General features: G+C 67.5%; 23 protein-coding genes and 1 pseudogene. 9 read left to right on the plus strand and 15 right to left on the minus strand.

The window, feature by feature from the left end:
• Genes B9D87_RS15235 through B9D87_RS15250 form a run of 4 tightly spaced genes read right to left on the minus strand, consistent with a single transcriptional unit; the run spans position 1 to position 5,186 of the window.
• Positions 1 to 1,740: an FAD-binding protein gene (locus B9D87_RS15235; RefSeq protein WP_040632024.1), complete on the minus strand. Its 1,740-nt coding sequence runs from the start codon at positions 1,738 to 1,740 to the stop codon at positions 1 to 3.
• Complete coding sequence (locus tag B9D87_RS15240) at positions 1,737 to 2,654, minus strand: 3-carboxyethylcatechol 2,3-dioxygenase (protein WP_007777492.1); 918 nt, start codon at positions 2,652 to 2,654, stop codon at positions 1,737 to 1,739. The genes B9D87_RS15235 and B9D87_RS15240 overlap by 4 nt, the downstream gene beginning before the upstream one ends.
• Complete coding sequence (locus B9D87_RS15245) at positions 2,602 to 4,323, minus strand: bifunctional 3-(3-hydroxy-phenyl)propionate/3-hydroxycinnamic acid hydroxylase (RefSeq protein ID WP_007777494.1); 1,722 nt, start codon at positions 4,321 to 4,323, stop codon at positions 2,602 to 2,604. The genes B9D87_RS15240 and B9D87_RS15245 overlap by 53 nt, the downstream gene beginning before the upstream one ends.
• A complete protein-coding gene (locus B9D87_RS15250) occupies positions 4,323 to 5,186 on the minus strand; it encodes an alpha/beta fold hydrolase (protein WP_007777497.1) in 864 nt (287 codons plus the stop codon). The genes B9D87_RS15245 and B9D87_RS15250 overlap by 1 nt, the downstream gene beginning before the upstream one ends.
• Positions 5,187 to 5,312: 126 nt before the next feature.
• Here B9D87_RS15250 and B9D87_RS15255 point away from each other — a divergent pair, with 126 nt between their 5' ends.
• From B9D87_RS15255 to B9D87_RS15270, 4 genes are all read left to right on the plus strand, one after another.
• The gene (locus B9D87_RS15255) at positions 5,313 to 5,990 is read left to right on the plus strand and encodes an IclR family transcriptional regulator (protein ID WP_007777499.1); all 678 of its coding nucleotides are present in this window, start codon (positions 5,313 to 5,315) and stop codon (positions 5,988 to 5,990) included.
• Between the two features lie 14 nt (positions 5,991 to 6,004).
• Positions 6,005 to 7,621: an FAD-dependent oxidoreductase gene (locus B9D87_RS15260; RefSeq protein ID WP_007777501.1), complete on the plus strand. Its 1,617-nt coding sequence runs from the start codon at positions 6,005 to 6,007 to the stop codon at positions 7,619 to 7,621.
• A 49-nt stretch (positions 7,622 to 7,670) separates the two neighbouring features.
• Positions 7,671 to 8,414, plus strand: a complete 744-nt coding sequence (locus tag B9D87_RS15265) for a methyltransferase domain-containing protein (RefSeq protein ID WP_007777503.1) — start codon at positions 7,671 to 7,673, stop codon at positions 8,412 to 8,414.
• An 87-nt stretch (positions 8,415 to 8,501) separates the two neighbouring features.
• On the plus strand, positions 8,502 to 9,572 hold the full coding sequence (locus B9D87_RS15270; RefSeq protein ID WP_007777506.1) for a GGDEF domain-containing protein: 1,071 nt from the start codon (positions 8,502 to 8,504) through the stop codon (positions 9,570 to 9,572).
• A 111-nt stretch (positions 9,573 to 9,683) separates the two neighbouring features.
• On the opposite strand, the gene B9D87_RS15275 is transcribed toward B9D87_RS15270, so the two are convergent.
• The gene (locus tag B9D87_RS15275; protein ID WP_040632027.1) at positions 9,684 to 10,904 is read right to left on the minus strand and encodes a sensor histidine kinase; all 1,221 of its coding nucleotides are present in this window, start codon (positions 10,902 to 10,904) and stop codon (positions 9,684 to 9,686) included.
• Positions 10,905 to 11,017: 113 nt separating this feature from the next.
• Between B9D87_RS15275 and B9D87_RS15280 the strand changes: the two genes are divergently transcribed.
• Positions 11,018 to 11,671, plus strand: a complete 654-nt coding sequence (locus B9D87_RS15280) for a response regulator (protein WP_007777513.1) — start codon at positions 11,018 to 11,020, stop codon at positions 11,669 to 11,671.
• Here the strand turns inward: B9D87_RS15280 and B9D87_RS15285 are convergent.
• From B9D87_RS15285 to B9D87_RS15300, 4 genes are all read right to left on the minus strand, one after another.
• The gene (locus B9D87_RS15285; RefSeq protein WP_007777515.1) at positions 11,664 to 12,563 is read right to left on the minus strand and encodes a thiamine pyrophosphate-dependent enzyme; all 900 of its coding nucleotides are present in this window, start codon (positions 12,561 to 12,563) and stop codon (positions 11,664 to 11,666) included. The two genes, B9D87_RS15280 and B9D87_RS15285, sit on opposite strands and share 8 nt — an antisense overlap.
• Positions 12,564 to 12,762: 199 nt before the next feature.
• Complete coding sequence (meaB, locus tag B9D87_RS15290) at positions 12,763 to 13,650, minus strand: methylmalonyl Co-A mutase-associated GTPase MeaB (protein ID WP_007777517.1); 888 nt, start codon at positions 13,648 to 13,650, stop codon at positions 12,763 to 12,765.
• Positions 13,651 to 13,657: 7 nt separating this feature from the next.
• Positions 13,658 to 14,797 carry a thiolase family protein gene (locus B9D87_RS15295; RefSeq protein WP_007777520.1) on the minus strand — a complete coding sequence of 380 codons (1,140 nt, stop codon included), beginning with the start codon at positions 14,795 to 14,797 and terminating at the stop codon, positions 13,658 to 13,660.
• Positions 14,798 to 14,935: 138 nt separating this feature from the next.
• Positions 14,936 to 15,454, minus strand: a complete 519-nt coding sequence (locus B9D87_RS15300; RefSeq protein WP_007777524.1) for a phenolic acid decarboxylase — start codon at positions 15,452 to 15,454, stop codon at positions 14,936 to 14,938.
• A 168-nt stretch (positions 15,455 to 15,622) separates the two neighbouring features.
• Between B9D87_RS15300 and B9D87_RS15305 the strand changes: the two genes are divergently transcribed.
• Positions 15,623 to 16,486 (plus strand): proline iminopeptidase-family hydrolase, encoded by an 864-nt coding sequence (locus B9D87_RS15305; protein WP_415623607.1) that lies wholly within the window; start codon positions 15,623 to 15,625, stop codon positions 16,484 to 16,486.
• A gap of 21 nt (positions 16,487 to 16,507) precedes the next feature.
• Here B9D87_RS15305 and B9D87_RS15310 read toward each other — a convergent pair whose 3' ends face one another.
• Genes B9D87_RS15310 through B9D87_RS15330 form a run of 5 tightly spaced genes read right to left on the minus strand, consistent with a single transcriptional unit; the run spans position 16,508 to position 20,868 of the window.
• On the minus strand, positions 16,508 to 17,278 hold the full coding sequence (locus tag B9D87_RS15310; RefSeq protein ID WP_007777529.1) for an enoyl-CoA hydratase/isomerase family protein: 771 nt from the start codon (positions 17,276 to 17,278) through the stop codon (positions 16,508 to 16,510).
• Positions 17,262 to 17,510: a hypothetical protein gene (locus B9D87_RS15315; RefSeq protein ID WP_099047330.1), complete on the minus strand. Its 249-nt coding sequence runs from the start codon at positions 17,508 to 17,510 to the stop codon at positions 17,262 to 17,264. Before B9D87_RS15315 ends, B9D87_RS15310 begins: the two co-directional genes overlap by 17 nt.
• Positions 17,511 to 17,512: 2 nt before the next feature.
• Positions 17,513 to 18,595 carry an acyl-CoA dehydrogenase family protein gene (locus B9D87_RS15320; RefSeq protein ID WP_007777532.1) on the minus strand — a complete coding sequence of 361 codons (1,083 nt, stop codon included), beginning with the start codon at positions 18,593 to 18,595 and terminating at the stop codon, positions 17,513 to 17,515.
• The gene (locus B9D87_RS15325) at positions 18,582 to 19,487 is read right to left on the minus strand and encodes an acyl-CoA dehydrogenase family protein (RefSeq protein WP_007777537.1); all 906 of its coding nucleotides are present in this window, start codon (positions 19,485 to 19,487) and stop codon (positions 18,582 to 18,584) included. The genes B9D87_RS15320 and B9D87_RS15325 overlap by 14 nt, the downstream gene beginning before the upstream one ends.
• Positions 19,465 to 20,868 (minus strand): class I adenylate-forming enzyme family protein, encoded by a 1,404-nt coding sequence (locus B9D87_RS15330; protein WP_007777539.1) that lies wholly within the window; start codon positions 20,866 to 20,868, stop codon positions 19,465 to 19,467. The genes B9D87_RS15325 and B9D87_RS15330 overlap by 23 nt, the downstream gene beginning before the upstream one ends.
• A 125-nt stretch (positions 20,869 to 20,993) precedes the next feature.
• On the opposite strand from B9D87_RS15330, the gene B9D87_RS15335 reads away from it, so the two are divergent.
• Genes B9D87_RS15335 through B9D87_RS15345 form a run of 3 tightly spaced genes read left to right on the plus strand, consistent with a single transcriptional unit; the run spans position 20,994 to position 22,973 of the window.
• Positions 20,994 to 21,332, plus strand: coding sequence for a 2Fe-2S iron-sulfur cluster-binding protein (locus B9D87_RS15335; RefSeq protein WP_007777541.1), 339 nt, complete (start codon positions 20,994 to 20,996; stop codon positions 21,330 to 21,332).
• Between the two features lie 20 nt (positions 21,333 to 21,352).
• On the plus strand, positions 21,353 to 21,667 hold the full coding sequence (locus B9D87_RS15340) for a DUF4286 family protein (RefSeq protein ID WP_040632102.1): 315 nt from the start codon (positions 21,353 to 21,355) through the stop codon (positions 21,665 to 21,667).
• A 40-nt stretch (positions 21,668 to 21,707) separates the two neighbouring features.
• Positions 21,708 to 22,973, plus strand: coding sequence for an amidohydrolase family protein (locus B9D87_RS15345; RefSeq protein WP_007777544.1), 1,266 nt, complete (start codon positions 21,708 to 21,710; stop codon positions 22,971 to 22,973).
• A 111-nt stretch (positions 22,974 to 23,084) separates the two neighbouring features.
• Here B9D87_RS15345 and B9D87_RS15350 read toward each other — a convergent pair.
• Positions 23,085 to 23,407 (minus strand): annotated as a pseudogene (locus B9D87_RS15350) (nuclear transport factor 2 family protein); the annotation flags it as partial.
• Positions 23,408 to 23,429: the final 22 nt, after the last annotated feature.

Genomic DNA, 23,429 nt, shown 5'->3' on the forward strand with positions numbered 1-23,429 from the left:
TTACCTCCTATGAGTATTAAGGACTTGGTCGGCCGCCTGGGCCGCAACGTGTTTCGCCGCGACGTAGCCGAAGGTCATGGCTGGGCCGATGGTCGCGCCGGCACCGGCGTAGCTGCGACCCATCACCGGCGCGGACGTGTTTCCCACCGCGTACAGGCCGGCAATCACGCTGCCGTCGACCCGCAGCACGCGCGCGTGTTCGTCGGTCAGTAGGCCGCCCGAGGTCCCGAGGTCCCCGAGGACGATCCGGAAGGCGTAGTACGGCGGATCACCGAGCGGATACAGGTTCGGGTTGGGCAGGGTGTGGTCGCCGTAGTAGTTGTCGTACACGCTGTCGCCGCGGTTGAAATCGTCGTCGCGACCCTTGCGGGCGAGTTCGTTGAAGCGGTGGGCGGTTTCGGCGAGCTGGTCGGCGGGCACGCCGATCTTGGCTGCCATTTCGTCCCAGGTCGTCGCCGCTTTGACGACGCCCGACTCCAGCCAGGCCGGTGGGATTTTGCGGCCGGTGGGCACCGGGGCTCCCGGAATCTTGGGTATCGGCAGGTGTCCCCCGACGACGTAGCGGTTGAACGATCTGTGGTCGGTGATGAGCCAGCACGGGATGTGCGTGACGCCCGATCGCTGGCCGTCGATCATGGCGTGACCGAAGTCCATGTAGGGGGCCGCCTCGTTGATGAAGCGCTTGCCCGCCCCGTTGACGATGAACTGCGCCGGCATCATCCGTTCGTTGAGCATGAATTGCATACGGCCGTCCGGCCACTGGATCGCCGGGAACCACCAGGCCTCATCGAGCAGATCCGTTGCGGCGCCGATGTTTTGGCCGGCGCGGATGCCGTCGCCCATGGCCGCGGGATTGCCGAAGCTCCAGTCCTGGTCCACCTCGGGCAGCAGCTCCTTGCGCCAGGCGAGGTCGTGGTCGAACCCACCGGACGCCAGGATGACGCCCATCCGCGCACCGATCCGCTGCGGATTTCCCGCGCGCTCCACCACCGCGCCGGTGACCGATCCGTCGGCGTCGGTGAGCAGCTGCACCATCGGCGAGTTCAGCCAAAGCGGGATGCCGCGTTCCCGCAACGCCAGCCGGAGCCGGGCCGCCAGCGACTGGCCGATCGCCGCCATCCGCTCGCCGAACACCCTCGCCCTGACCATTCGCGCGATCAACTTGAGCAGCACGGCCTTGCCCGCCCAGGACTGCCTGATCCGATAGAACGTGCGCAGGTCCTTGGGGCCCAACCAGATTCCCCTTGGCGCCAGCGCAAGCGGCGCGAGCAGCTTCTGCTCGTCGGGACCCAACTTTCGCAGGTCGATCGCGGGCACGTTGATCGTGCTGCCGAGCTCGGAGCCCCCGGGCAGCTCGGGGTAATAGTCGGCATAGCCGGGCTTCCAGACGAATTCGAACCATCCGGACAGCTGCTCCAAGAACTGCAGCATCTGCGGCGCGCTCTCCACATACTGGCGCAGCCGGGCCTCGCTGACCAACCCGTCGGTGATCTGCTTGAGGTAGCCGACGACGGCTTCGGGCGAGGGCACATAGCCCTCCCGCCGCTGCGCCGGAGCTCCGGGTACCCAGATGCCGCCACCGGACAATGCAGTGGATCCACCGAAGTGGGACGACTTTTCGATGACCAACGCGTCGAGCCCGGCGGCCTGCGCCGTCAGCGCGGCCGTCATGCCGCCTCCGCCGGAACCGACGATGAGCACGTCGACAACGTGGTCGAACACCTCCGATGCCGCCGTCATTTCGGAACTGCCGTTCTGATGGCGAAACCGGCGATCAGTTCGGGCGCGGGTTTGTAATACCGTTCGGTGGTCTCGTAGGGCCCCGCGGCTTCCAGCGCCCCGAACGCCGCCACCCAGGTGCGGATCTCCTGCGCGGAGCTGCCGCCCTCATGGGCGACAAAGGAATTCGACCACCCGTCCAATTCGCTCAGCCATCCTCCGTCGATGATCTCCAGGAACCGGTGGTCCCACGTCGGGTTGAGCGCCTGCAGCTGGCTCTCGCCGGCGGCGAAGCTTTTGGCCGCGTCGATGACGGCGGCCTGCCGGGCCTGCCGCTGCTCGGCCGTCATCGGCCGGCCGTGCACGATCCGCTCCAGCACCGGCGCGGGCGCGGTCGCCAGGGTCGGCACCGGCGGGCTGTGCGAAAGCCCCCCGGATCCCAGGATCAGCACTCGTTTGTCCAGCGTGGCCAAGTAGTCGCCGACGGCCCTACCCAGCGCGCGGCAGCGATGCATCGGGCCCAGCGGCACGCCGATGGCGTTGACGAAGATCGGTATCACGGGACGGGCCGTGGCGTCACCGAAGAGTTTTTCCAACGGCTGAACCGTGCCGTGGTCCACGTCCATGCTGGCCGACACGGCGATGTCGACGCCCGCGTCGAGGACCGCCTGCGCGCACTCGGTCGCAAGCGTTTCCGGCACATTCAGCGGGCCGGCATGGGTGCCGTAGTCGCCCACTCCGCAGGCGCTGGTGCCGATGCAGAACGGCGGCATCACCTTATAGAAGAAGCCGTTGTAGTGATCCGGCGAGAAAGTGACCACCAGTTCGGGGTCGTACTCTTCGACGAAGCCGCGCGCGGCGGCGATGGCGCCTTCGATGTCGTCAAGCAGGTCCCGCGACGGCCCCGGAAGATTCAGGAGCGGGCTGTGCGACATACAGCACAGAGCCAGTGCCACTTTGCAAATCACCCCCTCGCGGTGTGAGTGCGAGCGCGTCGAGGAGCGCGGCGCTCAGGTCGGGGGCGCGCTGGGCGATGCAGGCACCCGCGATGCACCGGTCGGGGCGCAGGAACAGCACCGAGTCGGAGTGGGTGTCGAACCAGGACTTGAGGCCACCGTGCCGGTCACCGACCACGACGACATCCGGGTCGTCGTGTCCGGTCCAGTGCAGTTGGGTCGCCGGGCGCAGCGCAACGAACCTCGCGCCCAAGGCTTTCCAGTTCGCGAACGCCACATCGCCCAGAATCTTTCGCGGGTTGTTGTTCCAGCACAGCACGGCGAACCACGAACCGAGCACGTCGTCTAGCAGCACGTTCTGCTGGTCCCGGGTGTCGACGCGGGGCTGGATGAACAGCGTCCCCACCGGCGAATCGGTGCGGGCCGGCGCGGCGTGGACGACGGCGCCGTATTCGTAGCGCGGCATCGGCTTGAACCGCATCTCCAGCACATATCGCTTGAGCGACGGAACAATTGAGGCCGAGCGCACCAGCAGGTCTCGCGCGGTCGCCACCCGGCGATTGGTCGGCGAGATCACCCGGCCCACCATGGTGGACAGATCGATCATCGCGCGGGCGTGCTTGCGGCGTTCCACGTCATAGGTGTCCAGCAGCTTGTCGTCGGCCCGGCCACTCACCACCGCGGCGAGCTTCCAGCCCAGGTTCGCCGCATCGCGGATCCCACTGTTGTACCCCTGGCCCTGCCACACCGGCATCAGGTGGGCGGCATCCCCGGCCAGCAGCAGGCGGCCCTGGCGGAATGCGCCGGCGATCCGCGAGTGGTGGGTGTACACCCGGCGCCGGATCACGTCGACCCGGTCGGGATGCGGCACCATCCGCGCCAGCATCTGGGTCAGGAACGCGGGATCTTCGGCCTGCTCGTCGGTCTCGTCGGCGTGAATCATGAACTCGAAGCGGCGAATTCCGTGGGCGATCGAGATCGAGGCATATGGGCGTTCGGGATCGGCGCCGACCTCACTGTTCGGGTGCCCGAGCGGGTCGTTGGCGATGTCGACCACCAGCCATCGGGTCGACGACGTCGTTCCGTCGAACGACACGCCCATCACCCGCCGGGTCATGCTGCGGCCGCCGTCGCACCCGACCACATAGCGCGCCCGCACGCGTGAGGTGTCGCCGTCGTTGTCCGTGCCACCGAGTTCGACGGTCACCCCGTCGGCGTCTTCCCGGCACGCCGTCATCGGGCGCCGCCACCGCACCTCGACGTGATCGAATCGGTCCAGGCCGGCCAGCAATTCAGCGTCGACGAGCGGTTGCACGAAGCCATTTCGCTTCGGCCAGCCGAAACGTGCGTCTGGAGGCGCCATTTCGGCGAGCACGCGGCGCTTGGCATCGACGAACCGAAGGATCTGGTTGGGCACGGTATGCGGCAGCACCCGCTCGGCGAGCCCGATCGACTGGAAGGTCCGCAGCGCCTCGTCATCCAGACCGACCCCGCGGGGGTAGTCGATGAGCGTGTCCCGCTCGTCGACCACCACCGTGCGGATGCCCTGCAGGCCAAGGATGTTGGCGAGGGTCAGGCCGACCGGCCCCGCGCCCACCACGAGCACGTCGGTCTCGACGTCAGGTACCTCCCGCCCCGGTTCGACCATTACCGGCCCAGCAGGAAGTCGAGATGCAGCTGATTGAACGTCTTGGGGTCCTCGTACTGCGGCCAATGGCCGCAACCGGGCATCACCTCGAAGCGCGCGCCCGGAATCATCGACGCCATGCGGCGGCCCTCCGTCACGTCGGCGGTGGGGTCGTCACTGGTCCACAGCACCAGCGTCGGGGCGACGATCGACCCGTATTCGTCCGGGCCGAGGATGTTGCGCGCGCGAATCTCCGGATCCTGCAGCGCCATGATGTCGCTCATGGCGGAGACGAATCCCGGTTGGCGATACACCCGTTGCCGGCTGGCCACCAGGTCGTCGTAATCCTTCGACTTGTCGGCCATCAGCCACTTGATGCGCGCCTGCACGGTCTCCCAGGTCGGGTTTTCGGCGGCGGCCATGGACAGCGTGATGATCCGTTGCATCACCACGGGATCGGCTTGCGAACCGCCGGCGGTATTGAGCACCAGCCGCTCGACCACATCGGGATGGTCGACCGCGGTGCGGGCGGCCACCCAGCCGCCGAGCGATTCACCGCTGACGTATGCGCGGTCCACACCGATGGTGCGCAGCACCGCCATCAGGTGCTCGACGTAGTGCGCGACTTCCAGCGGATGACCCGGCTTGTCGGTATATCCATGGCCCAGCATGTCGATGGACCAGGTCCAGAAATGCTCGGCGTGCGCACCCAGATTGCGGACATAGGCCTCGGCGTGGCCACCCGACCCGTGCAGCAGCACCAATACCGGCTTGCCCGGATCACCGGCGCGCAGATACCGGGTCCGTATTCCTCCGGCGTCGAGGTAGCCCTGCTCAAACGCGACGCCCTGGAGATCGCTCCAGATGCTCTCGAACTCCGCCACGGTGCTGTCCGGCCTCCAGATCGGGGAAATCTCGTTCTCGTTTTCGGCTTATCTTATGTGCTAATATCGCACACTAATGTGCGTTATATATAGAGCTTCGCTCTCGCGGGAAGGTCTGTCAAGGCTGTGACGGGGTCCGGTACCGGTTCGCAGACCCTGGCCAGGGGTCTGACCGCGCTACAGATGGTGGCGGACTCCCCCGGCGGACTGACGGTGCAGCAGCTCGCCGATCAGGTGGGCGTGCACCGCACCATTGCCTATCGGCTGCTGACGACGTTGGCCGAGTTCCGGCTCGTGGCCAAGGGAGAGGACGGCCGCTACCGGCCGGCCGCGGGCCTGGCCGTGCTCGGCGCTTCCTTCGACCGCAACGTGCGACAAGTGAGTCTGCCGACGCTGCGGGCGCTGGCCGACGAGCTCGGCACCACCGTGTCCCTGCTCATCGCCGAAGGCGACCAGCAGGTCGCGATCGCGGTCATCGTGCCCAGCCACGTCGCCTACCAGCTTTCCTTCCACGAAGGCAGCCGCTACCCCCTGGACCGCGGCGCCGCCGGGATCGCCTTGCTCGCATGCATGCCTCCGCGCCCGGGCGAACGAGAACTGGTTTCCCGTGCGCGCGAACGTGGTTGGGTGACCACCTACGGTGAGATCGAGCCGAATACCTACGGCCTGGCCGTGGGGGTGCGCCGTCCGGCGCCGTCGCCACCAACGTGCATCAACCTCATCTCCCACCGGGAAGACGTCGTGATGCGCGGGAAAGATGCGGTCGTCAAGGCCGCCAAGCAGTTGTCGGAGCTACTGAGCTGAAGGGATAGCAGCCCATGCCATGGGACCACGAAGTCGACGTCGTCGTGCTCGGCAGTGGCGGTGCGGGCCTGACGGCCGCACTGACCGCGGCCGTCGCGGGCGCCTCGGTGGAGGTCTACGAGAAGGCGCCCACCGTCGGCGGCACCACCGCCGTGTCCGGCGGCATCGTGTGGATCCCCGCCCATAACCGTTCCCCCGACGGCGAATTGACGCCCGCCGACGCGCTGCGGTACCTGCGCGCGCAGTCGCTCGGGTCGATGGACGACGAGTTGGTCGAAACGTTCGTGCGCACCGGGCCGGCGATGCTGGATTTCATCGAGGCGCACAGCGGTCTTCAGTTCGAGATCGCGACCGGATTCCCCGACTACCGTCCCGAGTTACCGGGAGGCCAGCCCGGTGGCGGCAGGTCGCTCAGCGCGACCCCCTTCGACCTGGCGCAGCTCGGCGAATGGGCAACGCGGATAACGTCTTTCCCGGCCGACTGGTCCAACGTCGGCTTCGACGCCGAGACCCGGGCCCGCCTGCACGCGGCGATCGACGAACGGACCGGCCATCTGTGCGTCGCCGGCACCGCGCTGATCGCGGGCCTGCTCAAGGGGCTGCTCGATGCCGGGGTGACCCCACACACCAGCGCCCGGGCCGAAGGCCTCATCGCCGAAGACGGTGACATCACCGGGGTGCGCGTGGCCCTGCCGGATCGGACGATCCGTGTTCGCGCCCGGCACGGGGTCATCCTGGGCACCGGGGGCTTCGAGTGGGATCCTGCTCTGGCACAAGCCTTTCTGCGCGGCCCGATGCACGGCGCGGTCTCGCCGCCCAACAACACCGGCGACGGCTTACGCATGGCGATGGAGCACGGCGCCGACCTGGCCAACATGGGCGAAGCCTGGTGGGTGCCGATCGTGCAGATCCCCGGCGACACCATCGACGGCAAGCCGCGCAGCCGCAGCGTGCGGCTGGAAAGAACGCGGCCGCGCAGCATCATCGTCAACTCGGCCGGCCGGCGCTTCGTCAACGAGGCATGCGATTACAACTCGATGGCCGGCGCCTTCCACTACCTGGACCCGCGCGGCGGCTACGTCAACGACCGCGGATGGATGGTGTTCGATTCGGTTCACCTGCAACGCTACGGATTCCTCGGTGTCGAACCGGGACAGCCCGTCCCGGACTGGTTCTGCGAATCCGCGGACCTCGCCGAGTTGGCCGCCAAGACCGGCATCGACGCAGACGGGCTGACCCGCACCGTCGAGAGCTGGAACCGTCACGTGGCCGCCGGCGCCGACCCCGACTTCGGCCGCGGCTCCAGCGCCTACGACGGCTACTGGGGCGACGACAGCGCGACCACGCCGGCCGGTAGGACGCTGGGTCCGATCGACACCGCACCGTTCTACGCGGTGCCGGTGAGCATCGGCGCGATGGGCACCAAAGGCGGCCCGCGCACCGATCGCGATGCCCGCGTTCTGCATGTCGGCGGCGAACCGATACCCGGTCTGTTCGCCGCGGGCAACGCGATGGGCGGGGTGACCGGGCGGGCCTACGGCGGCGCCGGCGGAACACTGGGCCCGGCAATGGTTTTCGGTTACCGGGCGGGTCACGCGGCCGCCACCGGGAAGTCGGTCGACCTGAAGTAGTCCGGGTCCGCACTGGCGCAACCACACCCGGCTGCGTCATCCTGGGTCGATGGTCGCCTACGACCGGATCGGCGCCACCTATCGCAGTACCCGCCGACCCGACCCGCGGATCGCCTCCCAGGTGCACGCCGCGCTCACCACGATGGACACCGTCGTCAACGTCGGGGCCGGCAGCGGATCCTACGAACCGGCCCAGACCGTCGTCGCCGTCGAGCCCAGCATGGTGATGATCGCCCAGCGGCCCGCGGAATCGGCGCCGTGCGTGCAGGCGGTGGCGGAGGCGATTCCGTTGCGCGACAAGTGTGTTGACGCCGCGATGGCCCTGTTGACCGTCCATCACTGGAGTGACGTCGCCGCTGGAATCCGCCAATTGCGCCGCGTCGCGCGTCGCCGGATAGTCGTTCTGACGTGGGACCAATCGGTGATTCAGAACTTCTGGCTGTTGCGTGAATATCTGCCCGATGCCGCTCGGATCAACGAAGAGCTTCACGTTCCGCTCGCGCGGCTTGTGGAGTTGCTCGGAGGGGCGCACGTGCAGACCGTGCCCGTTCCGCACGACTGCACCGACGGATTCGGCGCCGCCTACTGGCGCCGGCCCCATGCGTATCTTGATCCCACGGTCCGCGCCGGCATTTCGATGCTGGCGTATGCGCGGCCAGGCTCCTTGGCCGAGGGCCTGGGCCGCCTCGCGGCCGACCTGCGCTCCGGACAGTGGCAGCAACGACATCCGGAGTTGCTTGATCAACATGAGCTCGACGCCGGCTACCGCCTGCTGGTCAGCGACGACGGGTGAGGACTTGAACCGCACGCAGATGCGCGTCGGGGTGACGGCGGAGCCGGGAAGTTGAATAATGGCGCCGGGGATCACGAAAGGTTGCTGATGCGACGGCTGTGGACCTGGTGGGATCAGCCCGACCGGTATGAGTGGATCACGACCTTCCTTCGTCAACGCGGAATGCTGCGCCCCGCGCGTACGGCCGTGGCCGCCGTGGTCGGTTCGTCGGCGTTGGTGCCGCTGACCGTGCTGCCGAGTCAACATCGGCCCAGCCTCGTCGAAATCGTCACCGGCGGCGTTGCCGCCACGTTCACCCTCGGGCTGACCGTGTTGTTGTTGACGCGCTGGCCCACGCGCCGGCAATCACAAGCCGGCGCCCTGATCGGCGCGCTCGGCGTCGGAGGCTGGAGCCTCGTGCAACCCACCGGTGCCATCGCCGCCCTGGCCTGCACCGCCATGGCGATCCCCGCCGGCTACATCGCCTTCTTTCACGGCTCCAGGCTCCTGCCGTTCAACGCGGCGATAACCGTCGCCGTCACCGCCGCCGCGGTGGTGCGGCTCGCTCGGGAAACCAACATGGCCACGGCGGCCTCCGCGTTCTGGGTCAACGCCTTCCTCAATGTGTCAGTGCCGCTGGGCATTTTGATGATGTCGCGCGCGATGGAGACGTATGTTCAGCGGTCCGAGGAGGACCCGCTCACCGGCCTGCTGAATCGACGAGCGTTTACCGCGGCTGTCAGCCATCGGCTGGCGAGCCCGCCATCGTCGGACACTCACCTGGCGGTGGTGATGGTCGATCTCGACAACTTCAAACGCATCAACGACACCTACGGTCATTCGGCCGGTGACGAAGTCCTGCGAGCGGTGGCCGAGCTGCTGCGCGCCCACACACCGCCCGATGCGATGATCTGCCGCGCCGGCGGCGAGGAGTTTCTGGTCGCGCTGACCTCGACGACCTCGGATGTGAGTGATCTGGCCGCGCAGATTTGCGCCGAACTCGCCCGGCAAGCTCCGAAGATAACGGCCAGCGTCGGCACCGCCAGCGCCGAATTGGAGCTACTCGCCGGGCCCGACGTCGGCTGGCTGGTCGACGAGCTCATCAGGATCGCCGACACCGCGATGTACTCCGCAAAACGCGGCGGCGGAAACCAGGCCCAGCACGGGGTGCGGGCATGACGACCCAGACCGAGCCGCTGTCCGACCGATAGGCGCGTTCCATCCGTGCTAGCGCCGGCGCGAGCGCATTGGGAAATGACCCCATACCCGGCTTACGGCGCACCGCAGCGGCTAGCTCTTCAACGGCACTTCGACGCACACGTGGGTGCCCACCGGGACGTCGAGAAACATCAGGGCTCCCCCGGCGGCCTCCACCCGGGCGCGATGCGACGCCAGACCTATGTGGCCCTCGCCCAGGCGGCGTGCCACCGTCTCCTGGCCGAATCCCACACCGTCGTCGACCACATGCAAAACGCAAGTGTGGTCGGTGATCCCGAGCATCACCGCCGCGCTGCGGGCCCCGGCATGCTGCACGACGTTGGACAGCAACTCGCGCACGACGCCGAACATGACGGGGTCGATGTCGCTGCGCGTCGCATACTCGATGTCGGTGGTGATGTCGATGCCGGACCGCTGTGCGGTGAGCTCCGCGAGCTGCTGCACCGCGGCGCCCAGTCCCACCTGCTCGAGCACCGCAGGATGCAGCTCAAAAGTGGCCTGCCGCAAGCGTTCCGAGGCCATCTGCAGGCCGGCCAACGCCCGGTCGACGCGCTCGTCGCCATCGAGCGCCGATCCCAATTCGACGAGCTCTTGGCGCACCGCCAGGATGTCCTGCAGCGGTCCGTCGTGGATGAATTCCGAGATCCGACGCGCCGCCTCGTCCGACGCGTTCATCGTCTGGGCAAGTAATTCCTCTCGCAGGGCGCTCAATCCGGCCACCGAGCGGGTGTGACGCTCCTCGATGCGCACCACCAAGAAGGCTGCGCAACAAAGGAATGCATAGAGCAGGAACCGAAATCCCGCCTCCGGCAACTTGACCTCACTCAACATCACCGGATCTTGCAGCACGGCAATCGCGAATCCGAGCATGGAGAAGATCAGCACCACCGCCGCCCGGCGCGAGGAGACGTCAAGCCCCAACAGGACGGGCAGCATCGCCATGATCAGCAGCGGATACACCCCGTCGGTGGACAACAGCTGGAAGACGGTCAGCGCGACGATGTCGATGACGGTGAAGACAAACGGCTCCCACCGGCCGATGGCCACCAGTCGGCCCATTCCGATCCATCGGCGGAACGGAGCGAAAGCCAATCCCAGCGCGCAGAGCGCGACCAGCGCGTACAGGACGATCAGCACGCTTTGCTGCGGCCACTCCGATCGGCGGGTGCCGATGACCATGGCCGCGACCATCAGGCCGACCACACCGATCCGCAGCACCGAGCCGATGCGGTACGAGCGCAACTGGTGAACCGTGCGCACCCGCTCCAGTTCTACGTCGCCGGTGACCGCCACCCGATCACCGTACTCATCCGCATCTGCCGCCCCTAAGCAAACTGGAAAATGACTCATCATGCGGCCCGGAGAATGCGAACGCCGCTGTGGGGCAAACGGCTACACTCGTCGCCATGGTCGACGCGGCTACCCCCGAAATGGTGCGGGTGGTTGTCGGCGATGATCACCCACTTTTCCGCGAGGGCGTGGTGCGCGCCCTGGTGTCGAGCGGTTCGGTGAGCGTCGTCGGTGAGGCGGAAGACGGCTCTGCTGCACTGGAATTGATCAAGTCGCACGCGCCCGACGTCGCCCTGCTCGACTACCGGATGCCCGGGATGGACGGCGCCCAGGTGGCGGCGGCGGTCCGCACGCAGGGACTGGCCACCCGGGTGTTGCTGATCTCGGCGCATGACGAGTCGGCGATCGTGTACCAGGCGCTGCAGCAGGGTGCGGCCGGCTTCGTGCTGAAGGACTCGACGCGCAGCGAGATCGTCAGGGCCGTGCTCGACTGCGCGCAGGGTCTCGACGTGGTGGCGCCCGCGCTCGTCGGCGGTCTTGCCGCCGAGATCCGGCAGCGTGCCGAGCCGTCGGCGCCGGTGCTGAGTGCCCGGGAACGCGAGGTGCTCAACAGGATCGCCCGCGGTCAAAGCATCCCTGCGATCGCGGGTGAGCTCTTCGTGGCCCCGTCGACGGTGAAAACGCATGTGCAACGCCTCTACGAGAAGCTCGGCGTCAGCGATCGTGCGGCCGCCGTCGCCGAGGCAATGCGGCAGGGTCTGCTCAGCTAGCCGCCGACCACGGCTTCGACTCCGGCACGGGCGGAATCTGCCGCGCTCGCACCAATGCTTTCGCGGACGCCATGGCCTCGGCAACCAGGTGGCGTGCCCCGCGTTCCACCTCGTTGAGGTGGTCGCCGGCGCCGCCGGCGGCGACCAGTTGCCGGCGCGCGAAGACCAGGGGGTCGACGGCCGCGGGGTGACTCGTTTGGTAGGTGATCGCCTCGACCAAGGCGGGGCCGTCGCCGGCGCCGGCCCGGCGCACGGCCTCGGCGACCGAGTCGGCCACCGCCACAACGTCCCTGCCGTCGACGGGAAACATGGGCATCGCGTCGGATTCGTACGCGCGCCGACGGGCCTTGGACGCGCCGCGGATGTTTTCCACGACGAACACCACCGGCAGCCGCCATTGCACGGCGATCCTTGCGGCGGTGGTGAACTCGACGGAGTGTGTGTCGCGCCCACCGATGACGCACAGACTGACCTTGCCCTGGCCGGTCATCCGCAGGGTATTGGCGTCACCCAGCGCGAACAGAGTGGATTGGCCCAGGGCCGTCTCGTTGGCCAGTGAGCGTTTCCAGTCGGCGGGCGCACCGCCGGTGCGCCGTTTCGGGCCGATCGTTTCGGCGATGGCCGGGCCCAGCGGGAGGGCCAGGCCGACCTGCTGAGCGTGCCGGAACTGGGGGGTGCTGGCGTTGACCAGGTCGCCCGGCCTCAGCGCCGCCACCGTCCCGATGGCCACGGCCTCCTGCCCGAATTCCACGTGCGCGCTGTCGTCGATCAGACCGTCGACGCGCAGCTCCTCCAGCGCCATGTCGAGCAGTCGCAGAACCCACATCCGGCGATACAGCTCGAACCCGTCGTCGCGGGCCAGTGCTGCCGAAGTCTGGGGTGTGTGAGTCATGCCGGTCTCCCTACTCTCAAGCGATCTGCTTGGCGCCGCCCAGAACCCGGCGACCGATGACGATCCGGTCGTCGGCCGGGGTGGCCGCCGAATTGAACACACTCTCAACGTAGGGCGATTGCGCGGCCCGCACCTCCGCCGATCGGACCGCAAAGGTGATGAATGCGCGTGTCCCCCGATCGGGGGACAGCGGGGCGTCTCAGTCCGTTCTGGGCGACGCGGGTGTGATCAGGTGATCGGCGGCGGTGTACGGGTCCTGCTCACCGTCGACGACCGCCTCGGCGAGCCGGTCGAGAGCGGGCTGGGTCCGCAGCCGGGTTTGCGCCAGCGACAGAATCTGCGCCCGAGCGCGGGCCAGGCGACGGGCGCGTGTGTCGGTGCGGCGGTGCTCCTCGATCGCGGCCATCAGGTCGTCGATCCCCTCACCGCGGGCGGCGATGAGCGACACGATGGGGGCGCTGGTTTCGGCCCTCAGGTCCCGAACCGTCTGTTCGGCGCCGTCCCGGTCCGCCTTGTTGACCGCCACGATGTCGGCGACTTCCAGCACTCCCGCCTTGGCGGCCTGAACGGCGTCGCCCGCGCCGGGATTGAGGATGACGACGGTCGGGTCGGCGACGGCGGCGATCTCGATTTCTGACTGCCCCACGCCCACCGTCTCCAGCAGGACCACGTCGTAGCCGATCGCGCCCAGCAGCCGGATCGCCGCCGGCACCGCGGCGGCCAGGCCGCCCAGATGCCCGCGGGTGGCCACCGACCGGATGAGCACGTCGGAGTCGTTGATGTGCGCGGCCATTCGAATCCGGTCGCCCAACAAGGCGCCGCCACTGAACGGGGACGACGGGTCTACCGCCAGCACCGCCACCCGGCAGCCGCGCTCACGGTAGGCGGCGACCAGCGCGGCGACCGTCGTCGACTTTCCGGCGCCCGGCGGTCCGGTGATGCCGACGACCGGCCCCACACCCTGCGGCGCGGGACCGATAGTCGCCAGGACCTCGTCGCGCTGGTCGCCCTCGACCAGGCTGAGCAGCCGACCGGCCGCGCGCGGAGATCCATTGCGCGCGCGGGCAATCAGGTCAGCGATGATCATGTACGCATTATGGAGCCGGGACCTCGATCACGGTCGCCGAACCCATACCACCGCCCGCGCACATCGCCGCGACGCCGATGCCACCGCCGCGACGGCGCAATTCGTGCACCAGGGTGACCAGCATCCGGGCTCCGGTCGCCGCGACGGGGTGGCCCAGCGAGCAGCCACTGCCACTGACGTTGACCCTGTCGGGGTCGAGCTCGAGGAGTTTGACGGTGGCCACGCACATCGCGGCGAAGGCTTCGTTGATCTCGAAAAGATCGACGTCCGACGTCGAAAGTCCGGCCCGCTTAAGGGCTTTCGGTATCGCTTCCACCGGCGCCAAGCCGGTGATCGCCGGGTCGACGCCGACCGATGCCCAGGAACGGATCGTGGCCAGCGCGGGCATGCCGAGCCGGTCGCTGGCGATGACCAGTGCCGCCGCACCGTCGTTCGCGCCGCACGCGTTGCCGGCGGTGATCGAAAAGCCCTCGATCTCGGGATGCAGCGGCTTGAGCGCGGCCAGCTTCCCCATCGTGGTGTCGCGGCGCGGGTGCTCGTCGACCGAGAACAGGCCGTGCGGCGTCTCGATCGGGACGATCTCTTCCTTGAAGCGGCCTTCGTCGATGGCGGCGATCGCGTTGCGGTGTGACCGCAGTGCCCAGGCGTCCATCTCCTCGCGGCTCACGCCGGCGTTGACCGCGGCGTTCCAGCCCACGGTGATCGACATGTCCATGTTCGGCGCGTCGGGCCGGTCCGGGTGGGTGGGCGGAAACCAGTCGACCCATTCGCCATCCACCTGGATGCGGGAGCGCGGCGACGTCGACGCCGCATTCACGCCGCCGGCGATGATCAGCTCGTCCATCCCGGCGCGCACGCTGGCCGCCGCGCTCTGCACCGCCGCCTGCCCGGCCGCGCAGTGTCGGTTGTTGGCCAACCCGGGCACATGGGACAGTCCGGCGGTGATGGCCGCGTGACGGGCGATCACGCCGCCGCCGTAGAGGCCCTCCCCGAGGATCACGTCGTCGACCTGCTCGGGGTCCAGATCCCTCGCCGCTTCGGTCACCACGTGCTGGGCCAGCTCGAACGCACTGGTATCGCGCAGTGTGCCCTTGCGGGCGGTGCCGATGGGGGTGCGCAGGGCGGACACGATGACGGCGTCAGACACGGGCCTTCTCCAGTTCATCCGGGCAGGTGCGGCGCTCTGAGAGCCGTCCGCACATTCATGAGAATCATATTCTCTCATTGTGAGAGCGTGAGTCGCAACAAGCGCCGGTTGCGGAGCGCGATGCAGCGGCGGCCTCCCCTAGTTGGTGCGGTTCGACCAGCCCTGCGGGAGGTGTTCGGGACCGGTGTCGATGACGGTCTCGTCGTCCGTTCCGACGTATTCGAACAGGGTGATGTAGGCGAATTCGGGGACTTCGTAGATGGGGTAGGTCGGGCCCCGGTCACGGTAGGCCCGCATCTCGTCCAGGTGGTCGTTCTGGAAGCAGACGGTGTGTTCGCCGTGCATGCGGATCCACTGCGGGAAGAAGATGACGCCGTGGATGCGGCGTTTACCGGGCAGGACGTTGACCGCCACGCAGGTGCCGGTGGGTTCGGTCCAGGAGATTTTGAAGCTGTCGTCGTCGAGTTGGACGAGGTTGACCTGCTGGCCTTTGACCCAGCGGCCTCCGACGTGCCCGGAGTGGATGCGGTAGTCGATGGTGGTGACGTTCTTGACGTACATCTCGTACTGCCATCCGTTGGCGTAGGTATAGATGAAACGATGTCCGACAATCCCCGAAAGGTCTTGCGGTGGGATCGGATTCGTGACGCTGGTCAAGGCCGTTCCTCACTTTCCGCCGCAGCTGCGTTGGCGGCGTTCCGGACGGTTGCGTGCCGGTGGGCGGGCCGGTCGCTTACCGGTTCACCACCAGATCCTGCCAGCAGCACAGCTTCGCTCGTGGGCAGGGCTGCGCGAATCGCGCTGATTTGCGATGGTGGGTGAATGATGCAGGGAATGGTCGCGGTCCCGGGCGGCGACGTGTGGTTCAAGCGGACCGGCGGCGGCGCGGGCCTTCCGCTGCTCGTCATTCACGGCGGTCCTGGGCTGCCGCACGACTACTTGCGGTCACTGGGGCGGTTGGCCACCGAGCGCGAGGTCATCTTCTGGGATCAGCTCGGTTGCGGACGCTCCAAATGCCCACCCAACCGCGAGCTTTGGACAATGGAGCGGTCGGTGGCCGAGGTGGACGCCGTGGTGCGAGCCTTGGATCTGGACCGCTACCACCTCTTCGGCAACTCCTGGGGCGGGATGCTGGCCCAACAGTATGTGCTCGACACGCAGCCCGCCAGCCCCGCGAGCCTGGTCATTTCCAACAGCATCGCGTCCATCCCGGAGTTCGCGAAGATGGTGGCGCGCTTGAAGTCCGAGCTGGGCCCCGCCACCCAGGCCGCCATCGACCGGCATGAGGCCGCCGGCAGCACGCACGCGCCCGAGTATCAGGCCGCCATCCGGACGTGGAACGAGACCTACCTGTGCCGGGCGCGCCCGTGGCCGCGTGAGCTCGAGGATGCGTTCCGCAACATGAGCGCCGAAGTCTTCGAGACCATGTTCGGCCCCAGCGACTTTCACATCGTGGGCACGGTCCGGAACTGGGATGTGGTCGACCGGCTCAGCGAAATCGCCGCGCCGACACTGGTGCTCGCGGGCCGGTACGACGAATGCGTGCCCGAACACATGTGGGAGATGCACCAACGCATACCGGGTTCACGGTTCGAACTGTTCGAGGCCAGCGCGCACATGCCGTTCATCGAGGAGCCGGACAAGTTCGACTCCGTGATGCGCGACTTCCTGCGCCACCACGATTCTTGAGGGCATCGAGCGGCTACAACCTCAATTCTTCTTGGCCGCGTTGAATTTCGCGACATTGGCCCGGAAGTCCTCGGTCACGAACGACTGGCTCTCGGCCGACAGCGCATAGTCCAGGCTGGCGAGCACGGCCCGCTCCAGATGGATGTTGAGCACCCGCTTGGTGCTCTCCACCGCCTGCTGGGGCAGCTCCAAGATCTTTTTGGCGCTGGCGATCGCCTGCGCAACCGGATCGTCCGCAATGTGGTTGGCCAAGCCGAGTTCGACGGCCCGCTGCGCGCTGATCCGGGTGCCGGTGAGGGCGAATTCCTTGGCCAGCAGCAGGCTGATGTGCAGCGGCCAGGTCAGCGGCCCACCGTCGGCGGCCACCAGCCCCACCTGCACGTGCGGGTCGGCCAGGTAGGCGTTTTCGGCGATGTAGACGATGTCACTGAGCGCCACCAGGCTGCAGCCCAGACCCACGGCGGGGCCGTTGACCGCCGCCACCACCGGAATTCGGCAGCGGGCCATGCCCAGCACGATCTCGCGCCCGTCCCGGATGGTCTTGGCGCGCAGCTCGGCGTCGTTCGCGAGCTCCTCCAGATACGTGAAATCGCCACCGGCCGAAAACGCCCGGCCGGCACCGGTGATCACCGCGGCACGTGCGGTGGGATCGTCGGTGAGTCGCTGCCAGATCCGCGCGAGGCCGACGTGCAGGTTGTCGTTGACCGAGTTGAGCGAGTCCGGGCGGTTGAGCGTGATGATGCGCAGGGCACCATCGGCCTGAACGTCGATTTCGCTAGGCATGTCGTACACGTGAGACTCCTTCAATGGTCGTGACCCGCTTCACCCGGGCTTCGCCCGCGCTCGCAATCACTCCTACTTCAATGGTCGTGACCCGCTTCACCCGGGCTTCGCCCGCGCTCGCGATCACTCCTACTTCAATGGTCGTGACCCGCTTCACCCGGGCTTCGCCCGCGCTCGCGATCACTCCTACTTCAATGGTCGTGACCCGCTTCACCCGGGCTTCGCCCGCGCTCGCGATCACTCCTACAATCCCAGGATCCGTGAAGCGATGATGTTCTTTTGTATCTGCGATGTCCCACCCATGACGCTCTGCGCCCGGCTGTACAGGTAGGCGCTCAGCATTTCGGGATCGCGGGTCCCCGCGACGGCAAGGGCCGCATGCCCGACGGATTGTTCTACCCACGTCATCAGCAGCTTGTCCAGCGAGCCTTCCGAGCCGTGTGATACCCCGTCGAGCTGTTCGGAGAGCCGCCGGCGGACGTGATGGGTCAGCATATCCGACTGAACCGCGGCCCACGCCAGCTCTTCGGGCACTTCACCGTCGTTGCGCGACAACAGCTCTCGGACCAGCTTGCCGTAGCGGGCCGCATAGCCGAGCGTGGAGGGCTCGCGTTCGTGCCCAACGACCGTCATGGCCACGGCCCAGCCGTCGCCGGGAGCGCCGACCATCCGGTCCGCCGGCACCGTCGCATCATCGAAGAACACCTGACCGAATTCGTTGGTGACCCCGTTGATCATCTGCAGCGGGCGCTGTTGCACGCCAGGTTGTTTCATGTCCAGAACGAAAGCGGACAGGCCGCGGTGGCGCTTGGCCTCGGGGTCGGTGCGCGCCAGCAGCAGACACCGGTCCGCCACATCGGAATAGCTGGTCCAGATCTTGTGCCCGTTCACCACATAGGTGTCACCCTCGAGGCGAGCGGTGGTGGTCAGCGATGCCAGATCCGAGCCGGCGCCCGGTTCGCTGAAGCCCTGGCACCAGCGCTCGGTGCCGCTGATGATGCCGGGCAGGAAGCGCTTTCGAAGCTCGTCGCTGGCGTGGGCGCCGATCCCGTACACCAGATAGCCGACGCTGGGGCGCGGTGGCGCACCGGCCCGAACCAGTTCTTCGTCGACGATGACGTCGTAGACCGGCGCCAGGTCCTGGCCGCCCCACTCGCGTGGCCAGGACAGGCCGAAAAAGCCGTTGTCGTACAAAGCACGGTGCCAGTCGGCCATGCGCACCCAGTACTCGTCGCCCGCGCCCGAGAACTCCTTGGCGTGTGCGGCGAGCCAGGTGCGCAGCCGCTCCCGGAAGGCGGCCTCATCGGGTGAGTCACGAAAGTCCAAGATCGATCTCCTTCAACGCCACCGGCCACAACTCGGTCGATGTGAGGGCACGGCGCAGGTAGACGTGCGCTACGCATTCCCAGGTGTTGCCGATGCCGCCGTGCACCTGGATGGCGGTCTCGCAGACGGTGCGGGTGGCGCGCGCGCAGTAAGCCTTTGCGATCTGGGCTGCCCGAATGGCTTCGGCGGGGGCAAGCTCGTCGACGGCCCACGCGGCATGCCGCAACACGCTCACCGAACCCTCAATCAGCGCAAGGCTTTCGGCCAGCAAGTGCGCGATGGCCTGATACGAGCCGATCTGCTTGCCATACTGCTCACGGATTTTCGCGTAGTCACATGCGACGGCGTGCGCGCCGCGGGCGATGCCGACCAGGTCCGCCGTCGTGGTCACCAGCGCGAGGGCCCGCCATTGCTCGGCGGCCTCGGGCGACACGTCACCCAGCGCCTCCGGCGCTCCCGCGGTCGTGCCGTCGGCCCGCGTGAGGTCGACGCTCTGCGGCGAAACCTGCACATCGGCGGCCAGCACCGTGCCGCCCGACAGCGATAGCGCGCGCCGGGCGCCGCGGGCATCGATCACCCGATCGTCGACGGCCACCGTCGACGCCGCTACGTCGGCGCCGACATGGCGGCCCAGATCGTCGGCGAGCACGGGACCCAGGAACGGCGTGTCGACCAGCCGGCGGCCGAATTCCTCGGCGACGATGGCCACCTCCACGCCGGAGGCGCCGTCGGAGCGCAGCGATCGCCAGCCGGTGTTCTCGATTTGCTTGTCCAGCCGGGTGATTCGAGTCTGGTCGTCGAGGTCTTGCACCGCCGCCGGCCCGAGGTCGTCGGCCAGTTTGGCGGCGGCATCGCGTAATTGCTGTTGTTCAGCTGTCAGACGTACATCCATAGCGCTCCTTCAGCACTCGGCGCAGCACCTTGCCGGAAGGCAGGCGGGGAATGTCGGGGACGAACACGACCCGACTCAGATGTTTGTAGGACGCCAGTCTTTCGTCCACCATGGCGGTCAGTTCGCTCGCATCGACGGGAGCGGACGTCGCGATCGCGGCGACGACGGCTTCGCCGTTGAGTCCGTCGGGAACGCCGAACACCGCGCAGTCTTTGACGGCCGGATGACCGTGCAAGACCGTCTCGATCTCGGCGGGGGCGACCTGGAAGCCGCGCACTTTGATCATCTCCTTGAGGCGGTCGGTGATGCGCAGCCAACCGCCGGTGTCCAGCCAGCCGACATCCCCGGTGCGGTACCACCCGTCGCGGATCGCATCCGAGGTCGCCTCGGCCGGAAGGTAGCCGGCCATGAGCGATGCCGACCGGGCCTGGATCTCACCGACCTCGCCCGCGCCGACCGGCTCGCCGGTCTCCAGCGAAACGACCCGTAGGTCGACCCCGGGCACCGCCCGTCCGACGGTGTCCAGGCGCGGGTCGTCGATCGGATTGCACGCTATGACAGGCAATTCCGTGGTTCCGTAGGCCGGAAGCCACCCGACTCCGGTGCGCCGGGTCACCGTCTCCGCGACGTGGGCGGTGACCGGAGTGGCGCCCCACATGATGTAGCGCAACGACGACAGGTCATAGGACTCCAGGTCGGGATGCGAGGCGATGGCCAGCGCGATGGGAGCGACCGCCATTTCCACTGTGATGCGGTCACTTTCGATGTGCCGCAGCACCCGCTCGATGTCGAACCGCGGATGCAGCCGCACGCAGGCCCCGGTCTTCCATGCGGTCAGCAGATTCAACAGGCCGAGGATGTGTGACGGTGGCGTCGCAACCTGGATCCGGTCCTGGCGGGTCAGTTGCAGCGCGCGGCGCCAGTGCCGCACCGCCTCGTCGAGGGAGGCATGGGTGTGCCGGACGGCCTTCGGCAGGCCGGTGGTGCCGGAACTGAACACCAGCACCGCGTCGCTCGGCGGCGGCGCAGCGCCCGCCGTCGGCTCGGCGGGGGCGACCGGCTCGTCCAAGTGCAGCATCGGCATCAGACCGGCGAGCACCGGGTGATCACCGACGGCGCGCTCGGGGTCGGTCAGCGCGAGCGCATGGTCGACCTCGTCGCGCTTCCACGCGGGACTGATGAGCACCGCCGTGGCGGCGAGTCGCCAGATCGCCAGCACGACGGCGAGGAATTCCGGCCGATTGGAGGCCATGACGGCGACGCGTTGACCCGCTGTCACCCCGTCTTTGGCCAGGGTCGCGGCCCATCCGCCGGCCAACGCGTCGAGTTCGGGCACGCTGAATCGCCGTTCCTCGAACACGAGCGCCGCCGGCTCGGTCACGTCCCGTCCTTCCCTGGCAGACCGGGCTGACCCGACATCCAGACCGTCTTGAGAAGATGCTATCGCTTCGTGAGAATAGTATTCTCTATACTGAAGAATGCAAATACGGAAAGGGGGCGGTCTCAGTGACGGTCACCCGGATCATCGAGGAGACCCGACGGGTGACAGATCCGGCAACAAACGGCTCCAGCGCCGGGACGGTGACGATTCATCTCGACCGCAAGAAGGTCTCGGTGCCCATAGTCCCGGGCGAGACCCTGCTGGAGACCGCGCGGCGGGCCGGGCTGGAACCACCGTTCAGTTGCGAGGCCGGCAACTGCGGCACGTGCATGGCCAAGCTCGAGGAGGGTCACGCCACCATGCGGGTCAACGACGCTCTCGAACCCGACGAGGTCGCCGAGGGCTACATTCTGACGTGCCAGGGCGTTCCGGATACGGACTCGGTCACGGTGCGCTACGAGTAGCAGCCAGAGAGGTGGCGACGATGGCCAAGGGCATCATCCTCGTGGAGAGCCGACCGAGCTCGCCCGAGCGCGAACAGGAGTACAACACCTGGTACGACGAGGTGCACCTCGGTGAGCTCGTGGCCTTGGACGGAATCGTCTCGGCACGCCGGCTGCGACCCGTTGACGGCGACGGTCCCTACGTCGCCATCTATGAGGTCGAGGGCGAGGACCTGCAGGCGATTCTGGACAACATGATCGCCAACGGGCCGCGGCTGCACATGTCCGATGCCCTGCAACTGGACCCGGCCCCGATCCCACGGCTGCTCGAAACCACCACGGAGTGCGGCGGCTGACCGAGTTCGCTCGAGTCACCGCGGCGGAGAGGACTGCTTGATGAAGGTCGATGACCTGATTTTGGTGAGCATCGACGACCACGTGGTGGAGCCGCCGGACATGTTCCTGCGGCACGTGCCCGCCAAGTACAAGGAGGACGCGCCCGTCGTCGTCACCGACGACAAGGGCGTCGACCAGTGGATGTACCAGGGCAGGCCGCAGGGCGTCAGCGGACTCAACGCGGTGGTGTCGTGGCCCGCCGAGGAGTGGGGCCGCGATCCCGCCGGCTTCGCGGAGATGCGCCCCGGCGTCTACGACGTCCACGAACGCGTGCGCGACATGAACCGCAACGGCATCCTCGCGTCGATGTGCTTCCCGACGTTCACCGGCTTCTCGGCGCGGCACCTCAACATGACGCGCGAGGACGTCACCCTGGTGATGGTGTCGGCGTACAACGACTGGCACATCGACGAATGGGCCGGGTCCTACCCGGACCGCTTCATCCCGATCGCGATCCTGCCGACCTGGACCCCCGAGGGCATGTGCGCCGAGATCCGCCGCGTCGCCGCGAAGGGCTGCCGGGCGGTCACCATGCCGGAACTGCCGCACCTGGAAGGACTTCCGAGCTACCACGATGAGGACTACTGGGGTCCGGTGTTCCGCACGCTGTCCGAGCAGAAGGTGGTGATGTGCCTGCACATCGGCACCGGCTTCGGGGCGATCAGCATGGCGCCCGACGCACCGATCGACAACCTGATCATCCTGGCCACCCAGGTGTCGGCGATGTGCGCCCAGGATCTGCTGTGGGGCCCGGCGATGCGCAACTATCCCGACCTGAAATTCGCCTTCTCCGAAGGCGGTATCGGCTGGATTCCGTTCTACCTGGACCGCAGCGACCGGCACTACACCAACCAGAAATGGCTGCGCCGCGACTTCGGTGACAAGCTGCCCAGCGATGTCTTTCGCGAGCACTCGCTGGCCTGCTACGTCACCGACAAGACGTCGCTGAAGCTGCGCCACGAGATCGGCATCGACATCATTGCCTGGGAATGCGACTACCCGCACTCGGACTGCTTCTGGCCGGACGCGCCCGAGCAGGTGCTCGCCGAGCTGAACGCCGCCGGCGCCGACGACTCCGACATCAACAAAATCACCTGGGGCAACGCCTGCCGGTTCTTCGGCTGGGACCCGTTCGCCCGGACCCCGCGCGAGCAGGCGAATGTCAAGGCCTTGCGCGCCAAGGGAAGTGATGTGGACGTGTCGATTCGATCGCGCGCCGAGTGGGCGCGCCGCTACCAGGAAAAGCAGCTCGCGCAGCTGACATAGCGCGGCGGGTCAGCCCGTCGGCGGGTTGACGAACCAGACGTTCTCCTCGCGCAGGCTGCGGCTGCGCCAGCCGTGCGCCGTGCGCGTCAGTTCGTGGTGGTAGTAGCCGCCGCAGTAACTCAGCTCAGTCATGCCCGGCAGCTGCATCGGGTTGTAGAACATGGCGCGTACGGTCGCGAGATCTCCGCCCAGATCCAGGATCTCCACGTTGGTGATGTAGTGCATCGACATCGGGATCGCGCCGAAGCCTTGCTCCAGCCACGTGGCCACCTCGTCGCGGGTTCCCGCGGCGGCCCGGCGGAAGAGTAATCGATGTGCGCATCGTCGGTGAAGACCGACCGGTACAGGTCCCAGTCCTTGGCGTCGACGGCGCGGGCGTATTTGTTGAGTAGCGCGGTGATTTCGAGTTCATCGGCGACCCGCTGCAGATCCATCGTTGCACCCTATATAGGCGGC

The organism is Mycobacterium colombiense CECT 3035 (assembly GCF_002105755.1).
In the GTDB taxonomy this organism is placed as follows: Bacteria; Actinomycetota; Actinomycetes; order Mycobacteriales; family Mycobacteriaceae; genus Mycobacterium; species Mycobacterium colombiense.

Bases quoted from the DNA above. Each gene is read 5' to 3' on its own strand.
- B9D87_RS15345 (WP_007777544.1), top strand. From the start codon at position 21,708: ATGAAGGTCGATGACCTGATTTTGGTGAGCATCGACGACCACGTGGTG.
- B9D87_RS15305 (WP_415623607.1), top strand. From the start codon at position 15,623: ATGCAGGGAATGGTCGCGGTCCCGGGCGGCGACGTGTGGTTCAAGCGG.
- B9D87_RS15245 (WP_007777494.1), bottom strand. From the start codon at position 4,323: ATGGTCGAACCGGGGCGGGAGGTACCTGACGTCGAGACCGACGTGCTC.
- B9D87_RS15340 (WP_040632102.1), top strand. From the start codon at position 21,353: ATGGCCAAGGGCATCATCCTCGTGGAGAGCCGACCGAGCTCGCCCGAG.
- B9D87_RS15270 (WP_007777506.1), top strand. From the start codon at position 8,502: ATGCGACGGCTGTGGACCTGGTGGGATCAGCCCGACCGGTATGAGTGG.
- B9D87_RS15260 (WP_007777501.1), top strand. From the start codon at position 6,005: ATGCCATGGGACCACGAAGTCGACGTCGTCGTGCTCGGCAGTGGCGGT.
- B9D87_RS15280 (WP_007777513.1), top strand. From the start codon at position 11,018: ATGGTCGACGCGGCTACCCCCGAAATGGTGCGGGTGGTTGTCGGCGAT.
- B9D87_RS15285 (WP_007777515.1), bottom strand. From the start codon at position 12,563: ATGACTCACACACCCCAGACTTCGGCAGCACTGGCCCGCGACGACGGG.
- B9D87_RS15235 (WP_040632024.1), bottom strand. From the start codon at position 1,740: ATGACGGCGGCATCGGAGGTGTTCGACCACGTTGTCGACGTGCTCATC.
- B9D87_RS15265 (WP_007777503.1), top strand. From the start codon at position 7,671: ATGGTCGCCTACGACCGGATCGGCGCCACCTATCGCAGTACCCGCCGA.
- B9D87_RS15325 (WP_007777537.1), bottom strand. From the start codon at position 19,487: ATGGATGTACGTCTGACAGCTGAACAACAGCAATTACGCGATGCCGCC.
- meaB (WP_007777517.1), bottom strand. From the start codon at position 13,650: ATGATCATCGCTGACCTGATTGCCCGCGCGCGCAATGGATCTCCGCGC.
- B9D87_RS15240 (WP_007777492.1), bottom strand. From the start codon at position 2,654: ATGTCGCACAGCCCGCTCCTGAATCTTCCGGGGCCGTCGCGGGACCTG.